Origin of the sequence: Blautia sp. MCC283 (genome assembly GCF_018785565.1) — a bacterium.
Classification (GTDB): domain Bacteria; phylum Bacillota; class Clostridia; order Lachnospirales; family Lachnospiraceae; genus Blautia_A.
Map to the genome: position 1 here is coordinate 89,224 of NZ_WQQB01000049.1, position 12,611 is coordinate 101,834.

At 46.8% G+C, this 12,611-nt stretch carries 11 protein-coding genes and 1 other RNA gene; 8 read left to right on the plus strand and 4 right to left on the minus strand.

Going from position 1 to position 12,611, the window contains the following annotated elements:
* Window positions 1-252 precede the first annotated feature (252 nt).
* The 8 genes from GPK81_RS14790 (at window position 253) to rnpB (ending at window position 9,337) form a co-directional block, all read left to right on the plus strand.
* Window positions 253-1,263, plus strand: coding sequence for a deoxyguanosinetriphosphate triphosphohydrolase (locus GPK81_RS14790; RefSeq protein WP_021977939.1), 1,011 nt, complete (start codon window positions 253-255; stop codon window positions 1,261-1,263).
* Window positions 1,264-1,282: 19 nt separating this feature from the next.
* The gene (gene dnaG, locus GPK81_RS14795) at window positions 1,283-3,076 is read left to right on the plus strand and encodes a DNA primase (protein ID WP_021977938.1); all 1,794 of its coding nucleotides are present in this window, start codon (window positions 1,283-1,285) and stop codon (window positions 3,074-3,076) included.
* Window positions 3,077-3,115: 39 nt separating this feature from the next.
* Window positions 3,116-4,243 (plus strand): RNA polymerase sigma factor RpoD, encoded by a 1,128-nt coding sequence (gene rpoD, locus GPK81_RS14800; RefSeq protein ID WP_215707291.1) that lies wholly within the window; start codon window positions 3,116-3,118, stop codon window positions 4,241-4,243.
* On the plus strand, window positions 4,236-4,964 hold the full coding sequence (locus GPK81_RS14805; protein ID WP_021977936.1) for a tRNA (adenine(22)-N(1))-methyltransferase: 729 nt from the start codon (window positions 4,236-4,238) through the stop codon (window positions 4,962-4,964). The genes rpoD and GPK81_RS14805 overlap by 8 nt, the downstream gene beginning before the upstream one ends.
* Entirely contained in the window at window positions 4,951-5,733 is a 783-nt protein-coding gene (locus GPK81_RS14810; protein ID WP_215707292.1) for a Nif3-like dinuclear metal center hexameric protein, read from the plus strand. The genes GPK81_RS14805 and GPK81_RS14810 overlap by 14 nt, the downstream gene beginning before the upstream one ends.
* 25 nt (window positions 5,734-5,758) lie before the next feature.
* Entirely contained in the window at window positions 5,759-7,426 is a 1,668-nt protein-coding gene (locus GPK81_RS14815) for a nucleoside kinase (RefSeq protein ID WP_215707293.1), read from the plus strand.
* 202 nt (window positions 7,427-7,628) lie between these two features.
* On the plus strand, window positions 7,629-8,663 hold the full coding sequence (gene selD, locus GPK81_RS14820) for a selenide, water dikinase SelD (protein WP_330627644.1): 1,035 nt from the start codon (window positions 7,629-7,631) through the stop codon (window positions 8,661-8,663).
* A gap of 324 nt (window positions 8,664-8,987) precedes the next feature.
* Window positions 8,988-9,337: RNase P RNA component class A (rnpB, locus tag GPK81_RS14825), an RNA gene on the plus strand.
* Window positions 9,338-9,434: 97 nt separating this feature from the next.
* On the opposite strand, the gene GPK81_RS14830 is transcribed toward rnpB, so the two are convergent.
* The 4 genes from GPK81_RS14830 to GPK81_RS14845 form a co-directional block, all read right to left on the minus strand.
* Window positions 9,435-10,292, minus strand: coding sequence for a hypothetical protein (locus tag GPK81_RS14830; RefSeq protein WP_215707294.1), 858 nt, complete (start codon window positions 10,290-10,292; stop codon window positions 9,435-9,437).
* Window positions 10,293-10,623: 331 nt separating this feature from the next.
* Window positions 10,624-11,061: an aspartate carbamoyltransferase regulatory subunit gene (locus GPK81_RS14835; protein WP_021977931.1), complete on the minus strand. Its 438-nt coding sequence runs from the start codon at window positions 11,059-11,061 to the stop codon at window positions 10,624-10,626.
* A complete protein-coding gene (pyrB, locus tag GPK81_RS14840; protein ID WP_021977930.1) occupies window positions 11,055-11,978 on the minus strand; it encodes an aspartate carbamoyltransferase in 924 nt (307 codons plus the stop codon). The genes GPK81_RS14835 and pyrB overlap by 7 nt, the downstream gene beginning before the upstream one ends.
* Before the next feature lie 69 nt (window positions 11,979-12,047).
* A complete protein-coding gene (locus GPK81_RS14845; RefSeq protein ID WP_215707295.1) occupies window positions 12,048-12,449 on the minus strand; it encodes a putative ABC transporter permease in 402 nt (133 codons plus the stop codon).
* Window positions 12,450-12,611 lie beyond the last annotated feature (162 nt).

Below are 12,611 nucleotides of genomic sequence, written 5' to 3' on the forward strand. Positions count from 1 at the left end.
GACTTTAAGGCAGAGCTGTGAATCGCAGCTCTGTTTTTGGCTATATGAAAGTAAATCGAGGAGCGGTTTGCATATTTGTTCTCGTTTCATATACAATATGAGAATTTTGGACACCTTCAGGTTGGAACAGACGATAAAACCAATATTTTTTGAATTTTTTTTCAGAAAAGAGGAATTTGCGGTTTTGTGTAGAATATAATTAACAGAGGGTATTTTATCGTCGCTGTTTGTCAGACTGTGGAGGAAGTGCTTATGAACATCAGAGAGAATATGGAACAGAGAGAACGGGAACTGTTAAGTCCCTATGCGTCTCACAGCGCAGATACCAGAGGCAGAGACCGGCCGGAAGAGGAATGCGATGTGCGTACCGCATATCAGCGGGACAGGGACAGGATCCTTCACTGCAAGGCTTTTCGCCGCATGAAAGATAAGACGCAGGTGTTTCTGGCACCGCAGGGAGATCATTACCGTACCAGGTTGACGCATACACTGGAGGTATCACAGATTGCCCGTACCATTGCCAAGGCACTCCGGCTTAATGAAGATCTGGTGGAGGCCATTGCGCTGGGCCATGATCTGGGGCACACGCCCTTTGGACATGCCGGGGAAAGAGCGCTGGATCAGATACATCCTGGAGGTTTTGCCCACTATAAACAGAGCGTCCGGGTTGTGGAAGTACTGGAGAAGAACGGGAACGGACTGAATCTTACCTGGGAAGTCCGTAACGGGATCATGAATCACCGTACCAGTGGAAATCCTTCTACTCTGGAAGGCCAGGTTGTGCGTTTTTCTGACAAGATCGCCTATATCCATCACGATATGGACGATGCTCAGCGTGCGGGAATCATCACAGAAGATGACATTCCTGTTACAATGAGAACTTTTCTCGGATATACCACGAGAGAACGGCTGAATACTTTCGTACATAATATTATAGAGAACAGTATGGATAAAGACAGCATCTCCATGTCGCCTGATGTTTTTGAGGCGATGATGGAACTTCGGGCCCTGATGTTCCGGAATGTCTATGAGAATCCGGTTGCCAAGAAGGAAGAAGACAAAGCCATCAAGATGCTGAGTGAACTATACGAATATTATACAGATCACCCGGAGGCAATGTCCAGGGAATACAGAGAACTGGTGGAATACCGGGGAGTACCCAAGGAACAGGCAGTCTGTGATTACATTTCAGGAATGACAGATCAGTACTCCATGGAGAAATTCAGGGAGATCTACATACCGAAGTCCTGGGAGGTCTATTAAATGGAAAAGAGGGATAAACATGCGTTATTCAGATGACATCATAGAAGAAGTCCGAATGAAAAATGACATTGTAGACGTGATATCCCAGTATGTGAAACTGACACGGAAGGGAAGTTCCTATTTCGGACTGTGTCCCTTCCATAATGAGAAAACTCCTTCTTTTTCCGTGACGCCATCCAAGCAGATGTATTACTGCTTTGGCTGCGGGGCAGGAGGAAACGTATACAATTTTATCATGGAATATGAGAATTATTCTTTTGGTGAGGCTTTGTCACATCTGGCTGACCGGGCAGGAGTAGAGCTTCCGAAGATCGAATATTCCAGGGAAGCAAGAGAAAAAGCAGAACAGAGAGCGGCGCTTCTTGAAATCAACAAGCTGGCAGCTCAGTATTTTTACTATCAGCTCCGGCGAGAAGGCGGAAAAACTGCCTACGGCTATCTGACAGGCAGAGGTCTTTCGGAGGAAACCATCCGGAAATTCGGCCTTGGATATTCGGACAAGTACAGCGATGACCTGTACAAATATCTCAAGGGAAAAGGCTACAGTGATGAACTTCTCCGGGAATCCGGGCTGTTTAATGTGGATGAGCGGCGGGGAATGTATGACAAGTTCTGGAACCGTGTGATCTTCCCGATCATGGATGTAAATAACCGGGTCATTGGTTTTGGCGGCCGTGTCATGGGAGATGGCAAGCCCAAGTATCTGAATTCACCGGAGACGAAGATTTTTGACAAGAGCAGGAATCTCTACGGACTGAATGTGGCCAGGACCACCAGGAAGAATTACCTGATCCTCTGTGAGGGATATATGGATGTGATCGCCATGCATCAGGCAGGCTTTACCAATGCAGTGGCATCTCTTGGAACCGCTCTGACATCCGGACATGCAAGTCTTGTGAAACGTTACACCAAGGAAGTCCTGCTTCTTTACGACAGTGACGGCGCAGGCATCCGTGCGGCTCTCCGTGCGATCCCGATCCTTCGGGAGGCAGGGGTTACGTCCAGGGTGGTAAGCCTGAAGCCATGGAAGGATCCGGACGAGTTTATCAAGAATGAGGGCGCGGAGGCTTTTGAAGAGCGTCTGAACCAGGCGATGGACAGTTTTATGTTCCGTGTGCATATTGCAGAGCAGGAATTTGCGATGGATGCACCTCAGGGACAGAATCAGTTTTTTGAGCGGTGCGCCGAAATGCTGCTGGAACTTTCCGACGAACTGGAAAGGAATCTTTATATAGAAGCAATTGTGAAGGAATATGGCCGCTATGGAGTGGGCACGGAAGATATCCGGAAAAGGGTCAACACACTGGCTCTGAAAGGAACGCCTGCAGAGAAGCGGATCCAGCCGAAATCCGGGACTCCGGAAACAAAGAAAAAAGAATCCGCCGCAGATAAGGCCCAGAAGCTGATGCTTACCTGGCTTGTGAATTATCCGGGGATCTTTGAACAGGTGGAGAAATATATTTCACCGTCAGATTTTGTGGTGCCGCTGTATAAAGAGGTGGCCCAGATGCTGTTTGACCAGCATAAAGAAGGAGAGACCAATCCGGGAAAACTTCTCAATGCATTTACAGATAGCGAGGAACAGAGAGAAGTGGCATCACTTTTTAATGCCACCATTCATCTGGAAAACGAAGGAGAACAGCAGAGAGCCTTTTCTGATACGCTGCTGCGGATCAAGGAAGAGAGCCTCAAAGAAAAAAACCGTACCTGGGACCCGTCAGACATGGCAGGGCTTCAGGAACTGATAAAAGCAAAAAAAGAACTGGAAGACCTTGGAAGAAAGAGGCAGCAACTGCATATTTCTTTCAATTAAGGATAAAATATAAACACTATATGGAGGTATAGAGCACCTATGGAAATGAATATGGCAAAATTCAGCGAGAAACTTGTAGAGCTTCTTGAACTTGCGAAAAAGAAAAAGAATGTGCTGGAATATCAGGAGATCAGCGACTTCTTCAAGGACTCTCCACTGGAAGTAGATCAGATGGAGAAAGTCTTTGACTTCCTGGAGGCCAGCGGTGTGGACGTTCTCCGTATCACAGACAACAGCGGTGACGAACTCCTCCTTGATAACGATATGGATATGGAAAGCCTGGATGATGAAGAAGAGGTAGAACTTGACAAGATCGACCTCTCCGTGCCGGAAGGTGTCAGCATCGAGGACCCGGTCCGTATGTACCTGAAAGAAATCGGTAAAGTCAGCCTGTTGAGTGCAGACGAGGAGATCGAGCTTGCAAAAAGAATGGAAAAAGGTGATGAAGCTGCCAAGAAGCGTCTGGCAGAAGCGAACCTCCGTCTTGTTGTCAGCATCGCCAAGCGTTATGTGGGACGTGGAATGCTGTTCCTTGATCTGATCCAGGAAGGTAACCTTGGTCTTATCAAGGCAGTTGAGAAATTTGATTACAGAAAGGGCTACAAGTTCAGTACCTATGCAACCTGGTGGATCCGTCAGGCCATCACAAGAGCCATTGCGGACCAGGCACGTACCATCCGTATCCCGGTGCATATGGTTGAGACGATCAACAAGCTGATCCGTGTTTCCCGTCAGCTGCTTCAGGAGCTTGGACGTGAACCTACGCCGGAAGAGATCGCTGAGGAGATGGACATGCCGGTAGACCGTGTACGTGAGATCCTTAAGATCTCCCAGGAGCCGGTATCTCTGGAAACTCCGATCGGTGAGGAGGAAGACAGCCATCTTGGTGATTTCATCCAGGATGATAATGTTCCGGTACCTGCAGATGCAGCTGCGTTTACACTTCTGAAAGAGCAACTGGTAGAGGTTTTGAGCACTCTTACTGACCGTGAGCAGAAAGTTCTTCGCCTCCGTTTCGGTCTGGACGACGGACGTGCCAGAACTCTGGAGGAAGTTGGTAAAGAGTTTAACGTTACAAGAGAGCGTATCCGTCAGATCGAAGCGAAAGCTCTGCGTAAACTGCGTCATCCCAGCCGCAGCCGCAAGCTGAAGGATTACCTTGACTGATAAAAATATATCCGTACAGCTTTCCATGCGTCTTTGTGCCATTGCCGGTATGGTAACAAAAGGAAACCGGCTGGCAGACGTAGGATGTGACCATGGCTATCTGTCCATCTATCTTGTTGAGGAAAGAATAGTTCCGTCAGCTATTGCCATGGATGTACGTCCGGGACCGCTTTCAAGAGCTAGGGAGAATATTTCCCGCTATGGTCTTGAAGATTACATAGAGACCCGTTTAAGTGATGGGCTTACGAAGCTTGAGCCGGGGGAAGGTGATACCCTGGTGATTGCGGGAATGGGCGGTCCTCTGATGGAAAGGATATTAAATGAGGGAGCGAAGGTCCGGGAGGGGTTTCAGGAACTGATCCTGCAGCCTCAGTCGGACCTTCCTCATTTCCGGCATTTTCTCTCTGAGATCGGCTGGGAGATCGTAAGAGAGGAAATGATAAAAGAAGACGGAAAGTTTTATCCAATGATGAAAGCGGTGCGAAGAGAATCCGGAGAACAGTTTGCCTATACAGAGGAAGAAGCCTGGTTTGGGCCACTTCTTCTGAAAAAGTGCCATCCGGTTCTGAGGGAATATCTTCTCAGGGAGGAATCCATCCGTAAGAAGATACTGGCCGGTCTTTCCGGGGCAGAGTCTGCTTCCGCAAAAAGCCGTCTGGCAGAAGTAAAGGAGGAAATGGAGCTGATTCATACAGCTCTGAAACGATATGAAAGCATATGAACTGATTAACTGGCTGAATATCCGCCATCCGCAGAAATTTGCGGAGGAATGGGACAATGTAGGACTTCTGGTGGGAGATGATCAGAAAGAAATCTCCCATGTATTCCTTGCACTGGATCTTACAGAACCAGTGCTGGATGAGGCAGTGGCGGCCGGCGCGGACATGATCCTTACCCATCATCCCATGATCTTTTCCAGGATCAAGAAGATCAACAATCATACCTTTACCGGAAGGAAGATCTTACGTCTGATCCGGGAGGATATCCCGTACTTTGCCATGCATACCAATTATGATGTGATCGGTATGGCAGATTTAAGTGCAGATTATCTGAAACTTCAGGATACAAAGGTGCTTACAGTTACCGATGAGTCCGGGGAGCAGCCGGAGGGATTCGGCCGCGTGGGAAAACTTCCCCGTGCCATGACTCTTGGCGAGTTTGGAAAATATGTAAAAGAATGCAATTGCCTTCCAGATGTGCGGGTTTACGGCGATCTGGATCAGAGGATCGAGACTGTGGCAATCTGTACAGGAAGCGGAAAGAGCATGATCCGTGATGTGATGGCAGCCGGTGCGGATGTGTATGTGACCGGAGATATTGATTATCATACTGCCATTGATACCATGGCGGATGGACTGGCGATCGTAGATGCGGGACATTATGGCACGGAGTATATTTTTGCGGAAGCCATGGAGAGGGAACTGAATGAAGCGTTCCCGGATCTTAAGACGACCTGCGCCAGTGTGAAAAATCCATATATTGTTTTATAAGTATAAGCCTGTGGAGGTGAGTGTTATGGAACAGACGATGATAAAAGTGACCATAAACGGAGAAACAAGGGAATACCCCAAGATGACCCCATATTCCGAGATTGTAAAGGATTATGAGGGAGAAACAGAGTATCCGGTGATTCTTGTAACTGAGAACGGAAAACTCCGAGAACTTCACAAGAAGCTGCGGCATGACTGTACCCTGGGATTTATAACCACAAAGGACAGTGCCGGCCGTAAAACCTACCGGCGAAGTGCGATCTTTATCCTTCTGAAAGCAATTTTTGATGTGGCCGGAAAGGAAAATGTGGATCATGTGGTAATCCATTATTCTCTGGGAAATGGTCTTTATTTTACCATGAAAGGCAGTGCAACCCTGGATCAGGAGCTTCTTGACCAGGTGAAAGTGCGGATGCGGGAGCTGGTAGATCAGAAAATTCCGATCTACAAACGCAGTGTCAGCACGGATGATGCCATTTCCATGTTTCACAGGCATCATATGTATGACAAAGAAAAACTGTTCCGTTACCGCCGTGTTTCCAGGGTAAATATTTACAGTCTGGAGAATTTTGAGGATTATTTTTACGGTTTTATGGCACCGGATACCAGTTATGTGCAGTATTTTGACCTGCAGCTTTATGACGAAGGTTTTGTACTGATCCTTCCGCGTCAGAAAACACCGGATGTTCTGGAGGATTTTGAGCCGCAGGATAAGATCTTTCATGTGCAGAAGGAATCGGAAGAATGGGGCGACAAGCTGGATGTTGCCACTGTGGGGGACCTCAATGACCGGATCACCAGAGAGGGTGTTCAGAGCCTGATGCTGATCCAGGAGGCGCTTCACGAGGCGAAGATTTCTTCCATTGCCAAGGAGATCCAGAGAAGAGGAAATGTGAAGTTTGTAATGATCGCAGGTCCTTCTTCTTCAGGAAAGACCAGTTTTTCCCACAGGTTGTCCATTCAGCTTGCAGCTCATGGCCTGAAGCCTCACCCCATCGGTGTGGATAATTATTTCGTGAACCGGGAGCATACCCCGCTTGATGAATTCGGGGAAAAGAATTTTGAGTGCCTGGAAGCCATTGATATCAAGCAGTTTAATGAGGATATGCTGAATCTTCTTGCTGGAAAGAAAGTGGATCTTCCTACTTTTAATTTTAAGACCGGATACAGGGAATACCGGGGAGATCAACTTCAGCTTGGAAAAGATGATATCCTGGTGATCGAGGGAATCCACGGGCTTAATGACAAACTGAGCTATGCCCTTCCAAAAGAGAGCAAGTTTAAGATTTATATCAGTGCTCTGACACAGCTGAATATTGATGAACATAACCGGATCCCGACTACAGATGGCAGGCTGATCCGCCGGATTGTCCGTGATGCGCGTACACGAGGAACTTCTGCAAAGGATACCATTGCAAGATGGCCGTCTGTACGGCGTGGTGAGGAGCAGAATATTTTTCCATTCCAGGAGGAGGCGGATGTGATGTTTAATTCCGCTCTTGTGTATGAGCTTGCCTGCCTGAAGGTTTATGCGGAGCCACTGCTTTTTGGAATTGATAAGAGTGAGCCGGAGTATCAGGAGGCGAAGAGGCTTCTGAAGTTCCTGGATTATTTTGTGCCGGTGCCCTGTGAGGGGGTTCCGTTTAACTCGCTTCTGAGGGAGTTTATCGGTGGCAGCTGTTTTAATGTATAATAAATAAAGATATGTGTAGATAGAAGGCTCTGTGCAGTGCAGATATCGGTTGGCGCAAAGATGGGATTGTTCTGATTTTCTCTGTGCGTAGGATCTGTGGTGTATGGAGTCTTTTGGGTGTGGATCAAAAAAAGTTAAAGTTCTTTGCGGCGTATAGATGTCGGCTAGAGTTTACAGGACTTAAAGGAAAGGGAAAATGATCATGAGAGAGAAAGTGCAACTGACAAAATTGGCTCCAAACTGTGGCTGTGCGGCAAAAGTGGGACCGGGAACCCTGGCAGGGGTTCTTGGCGGACTGCCGAAGTTCTGCGATCCGGATCTTCTGGTGGGGACGGATACTTCGGATGATGCGGCGGTTTACCGGGTGTCCTCTGATCTGGCGCTGATTCAGACACTGGATTTTTTTACGCCTGTGGCGGATGATCCTTATGATTTCGGTCAGATCGCGGCGGCGAATGCGTTGAGTGATGTGTATGCCATGGGTGGAACTCCGAAGACGGCTTTGAATATTGTGGCGTTTCCCAAAGATATGGATGTGGAGATCCTGGGGGAGATTTTGCGTGGTGGTGCGGATAAGGTGATGGAGGCTGGCGCGGTTCTTGCCGGTGGCCATACGATCCAGGATGATACGCCGAAGTATGGGCTTAGTGTGACGGGTTTTGTGGATCCGAGGAAGTTTTGGAAGAATTTTGGGGCGCAGACGGGGGATAAGCTGATTTTGACGAAGCCGCTGGGTGCGGGGATCGTGAATACGGCGATCAAGGCAGATCTGGTGACGGAAGGTGCCCGTAGGGCGGTGTTGGATTCCATGAAGAGGTTGAACCGGGATGCCTGTGAGATTTTGAAAGAGTTTGAGGTTCATGCCTGTACGGATGTGACGGGGTTTGGTCTTGGAGGGCATGCCACGGAGATGGCTGTGGCCAGTGAGCGGACGATCGTGATTGATACGGAGAAGTTGCCGGTGCTTCCGGATGTGGAGAAGTTTGCTTCTATGGGCCTGATCCCGGGTGGGGCTTACCGGAATCGGGAGTTTGCTGAAAAAACTGGTGTGAAAAGCCAGGCGGTGCTCTGGAGGGAGGATGTGGTGTTTGATCCGCAGACTTCCGGGGGACTGTTGGCGGCGGTGCCGGAGAGAGAGGCAGCGGAGATTATGAAAAGAATGGGTGAGGCTGGATTGGAGGCTGGAATGATCGGTGAGGTTGTGGATAGACGGGAGTGGACGTTGGAGATTTGGTAGGAAGCCGGACGCCAGAGGGAGCTGACATTTCCAGTTGGTAGGAAAAAACATAAATACGTGGCAGGGGACGGAAGCAGACGGTGTCCTGTCCTGGAATTGTGAAAGTGTGGCTGTGTCGGCACAGCTTTTCAGCATAAATGCCGAAGAATTCAGGAGCTAGCTCGGCATAGCGTTCCACTCTGAATTCTGTAGCATACAGACAAAAGTCAGCAACTATACACTTACCGCATTGAAATGCGCCCCGCGCAGCCATCCGCCCACATGGCAATGTAAAAAAAATCAAACTTTACAAGTTTGCGTACCTGTGCTAAAATATCAGATGCGCAGCCAGGCCAGGTGATCGCGGCTGGACAGACGAAAGGGTTCAGACGAGGAAAGTCCGGGCTTCACAGGGCAGGATGCCGGATAACGTCCGGTGGAGGTAACTCCCAGACCAGTGCAACAGAAATAAACCGCCTCCTTTGCGGGGTAAGGGTGGAAAGGCAGTGTAAGAGACTACCGCCGCTGTGGTAACAGAGCGGGCACATGTAAACTCCATTCGAAGCAAGACCGAGAAGAAAGCCATACGGCGGCCCGTCGTGCTTTCAGGTAGGTCGCTGGAGCCTTCTGGCAACGGAAGGCCTAGATAGATGATCACTCAACGACATAACCCGGCTTATCGGTCTGACTGTGTATAATAAATAAGCATATAATAAAAGCAACTGTATTTTGCGGCCAGTTTATAGACCCGCGAAATAGCAGTTGCTTTTTTGGTAAAGAACGTCAGAAACTTTATACTTTCATAGTTTGTTTTTTTTTCAGTTTCAGAATCACATCCAAAGGCAAACCTGTAGTTTCAGCAATAGAAGCATCACTGAGTTTCCCTATCAGATTTCTGGCAATCTCAAGCTGCTTTTTCTGGGAACCATTATTGAAACCGTCATTAAAACCATCATTAAACAGCATCTGACCCAAACGTGTCATACGAATTCCCTCCTTAACATGTTCAAAATCATCATTTTCAAGAAACTTATCTGCCATGGTATAGATCATTGCCTCGATTTTTTGAAGATCTTCCGATGGAATATCTTTTGTATTTTCAGTCAGAGAAAATGCCTGAAGAAATCGTTCTTTTTGGGAAAGCTGCCCGTCCATCAGAGGAATCAGAGTCAGTGGAACGAGATCAGCTTTTGTAAGAATGTCTCCAGAAGAAGCTTTCTCTTTCAGCGTTTTGATCAGGTCATCTGCACTGTGATCCTTCATTATGATCGGAATAACATGATAAGTGTTTATTCCTTCGGTAAATGAAGTGACCGGATTTTGTATATTTCCCGAATAAAGAACGTATGTGGTGACAGCTTCATAGGAACGAAAACGTTTCAAACTGGGAATTCCCTCATTCTTGCTCTGGAACTCAAAATGCTTCCATGTACCATCTTCCATAATAAGATTGATATCTTCATAGAATTTCTTAAGATTGAGGACAATGGACTCTGTAGGAGCAGAAGATATAACCTTCCCATCAATACCAAGATAAGGAAGCAACTCCTTAGCAAAGAACTGAGCGGCAGTTTTTAAAACCGCATCCTCATGCTGAACTACAGTTGCAGAACCGATTTTATCATTTGTAATCATTTCTTTCTGTGCCATAAAAAATCCTTTCTGCAAAAAGACACAAGAAAGAAATTGTCTGATTACAATATAACAGAAAAAATAAAAACATCCGTATATAATAGCCAAAAAACAGCGCCCGGTCCCCGGTTCGATATTCAGGCCTTTGCAGGAGCCGTAGTAATACTTAGCTTGTGGGAGACTGCGTTATTTTTCAAAATCATGCTGTTTGAGCGACGCAGGAGCGAGTTCATGATTTTGAAAAATGTTTTTAGCAGTCTTTCACAGGCTTAGTATTACTAGGCTCCGAAACAGCCGAATATCGAACCGGGGACCGGACGCGTCCGTTCGTTAATATAGTTACTATTTATTATTTATTCCGTTTACCGCTATACTTCTCTTCGCAATACTTACACCGGTAAACTTCCTTTTCCTCATCAGCAAGAACAAAAATCTGATCCAGTCCCTGCTCGATGGAAGTGATGCAACGAGGATTCTTGCATTTGATCACATTCACAACCTGTTTCGGAAGCTTCAGTTCTTTCTTGGCAACGATCTTCTCGTCTTTGATAATATTTACCGTAATATTATGGTCGATAAAACCAAGGATATCCAGATCCAGATCCTCGATCGGGCATTCAACCTTGATGATATCTTTTTTGCCCATTTTCTGGCTGCGGGCATTCTTGATAATGGCAACGGTACAGTCCAGTTTATCCAGTTTCAGGTCATGATAAATAGTCATAGCCTTGCCGGCTTTGATATGATCCAGAACATAACCTTCACGAAGAGCACCTACGTTTAACATGGCAGTTCCACCTCCAGTAAAGTAAGAATCAGGGCCATACGTACATAAACACCGTACTGGACCTGTTTGAAATAAGCGGCACGCGGATCAGAATCCACTTCAACAGAGATCTCATTGACACGCGGAAGCGGATGAAGAATATACATATCCTTCGGCGCAAGCTCCAGTTTCTGTTTGTCCAGAACATAGAAATCTTTCATGCGGACATAATCCTCTTCATTGAAGAAACGCTCCTTCTGAACACGGGTCATGTACAGGATATCAAGACTCGGAAGAGCATCCTCCAGACGTTCCTCTTCAACAAATTCCACATTGTTACGTTTCAGAACATCCTCACGGATATAACTTGGAATACGAAGTTCCTCCGGAGAAATCAGGACAAATTTTACGTTTTCATAACGGACCAGAGCCTCGATCAGAGAATGGACAGTACGTCCGAATTTCAGATCGCCGCAGAGACCGATCGTGATATTGTCAAGTCTGCCTTTCAGGGAACGGATAGTTAAAAGATCAGTTAATGTCTGAGTAGGATGCTGGTGGCCGCCGTCGCCGGCATTGATCACCGGGATATTGGATGCCATAGAAGCTACAAGCGGAGCACCTTCTTTCGGGTGACGCATAGCACAGATATCTGCATAGCAGGAAACAACGCGAATAGTATCGGCAACACTCTCGCCCTTGGAAGCGGAGCTGGAATCAGCGGAAGAAAAACCAAGAGCCTTTCCTCCAAGATTCATCATGGCTGCCTCGAAACTTAAACGTGTACGTGTACTTGGTTCGTAAAACAGTGTCGCAAGCCTTTTGTCATCACAGGTATGCGCGTACTTTTTGGGATTTTTCCCGATGTCATCGGCGAGATTCAGAAGCTTCTCGAGCTCTTCAACCGAGAAATCCAACGGACTCATTAAATGTCTCATGTTGTACCTCCAATTATTTACTGGAAATCAGATTCCTTCCAATTATCATATAATATAACTGTGAGATTTTCAAGAGACTTTCCGAGGATTTTGTCGAAGAAGCCACTCAAAAAAGAGACCGGTGAGAAACCATAAGGGTGCATAGTCCAGCCGGATCACCCCTTTATACTGGAGCGGAACGTGAGAATAGTCCCAGGGACAGATATGAAGCTTCTGAAAAAAAGATCCGATTAAAAATTCCACGAAAAAAATCCCGCAGCTGTAAAAAATCCCCCGTACCATAACCGGAAAATCTTTGAGCTTACGGTAAGCCGGCCGGATCAGGGCCGCAAGACCATAAACCGGGAACATCAGAAGAGAGGTTTTGCCCATCATGGTAAAGTTTCCGGTGAAAAGAGAATGAAGACCGGTCCAGAAAATTTCCAGACACCAGCCTGTAAAACCACAAAGAAAAAAATCCTTCTTTTGCATCTTAAAGCTCCTTCTCATCAGCAAAAAAACTTCTCTTTTTGGAAACAAAAAAGAGACAGTTTGACTTTTTATATATTTAACGCAGAAAAGCGCCGTTAATAGTCTCCCCTGCCTTGAAAAAAATATACGTGTGGGTTATAATGAACGAAATTATTACTGCGA

Excerpts from the sequence above, each read along its gene's own strand:
- dnaG (WP_021977938.1), top strand. The coding sequence starts at position 1,283 with ATGCGTTATTCAGATGACATCATAGAAGAAGTCCGAATGAAAAATGAC.
- GPK81_RS14810 (WP_215707292.1), top strand. The coding sequence starts at position 4,951 with ATGAAAGCATATGAACTGATTAACTGGCTGAATATCCGCCATCCGCAG.
- GPK81_RS14835 (WP_021977931.1), bottom strand. The coding sequence starts at position 11,061 with ATGTTAAACGTAGGTGCTCTTCGTGAAGGTTATGTTCTGGATCATATC.
- GPK81_RS14830 (WP_215707294.1), bottom strand. The coding sequence starts at position 10,292 with ATGGCACAGAAAGAAATGATTACAAATGATAAAATCGGTTCTGCAACT.
- GPK81_RS14790 (WP_021977939.1), top strand. The coding sequence starts at position 253 with ATGAACATCAGAGAGAATATGGAACAGAGAGAACGGGAACTGTTAAGT.
- GPK81_RS14845 (WP_215707295.1), bottom strand. The coding sequence starts at position 12,449 with ATGCAAAAGAAGGATTTTTTTCTTTGTGGTTTTACAGGCTGGTGTCTG.
- selD (WP_330627644.1), top strand. The coding sequence starts at position 7,629 with ATGAGAGAGAAAGTGCAACTGACAAAATTGGCTCCAAACTGTGGCTGT.
- GPK81_RS14815 (WP_215707293.1), top strand. The coding sequence starts at position 5,759 with ATGGAACAGACGATGATAAAAGTGACCATAAACGGAGAAACAAGGGAA.
- rpoD (WP_215707291.1), top strand. The coding sequence starts at position 3,116 with ATGGAAATGAATATGGCAAAATTCAGCGAGAAACTTGTAGAGCTTCTT.
- pyrB (WP_021977930.1), bottom strand. The coding sequence starts at position 11,978 with ATGAGACATTTAATGAGTCCGTTGGATTTCTCGGTTGAAGAGCTCGAG.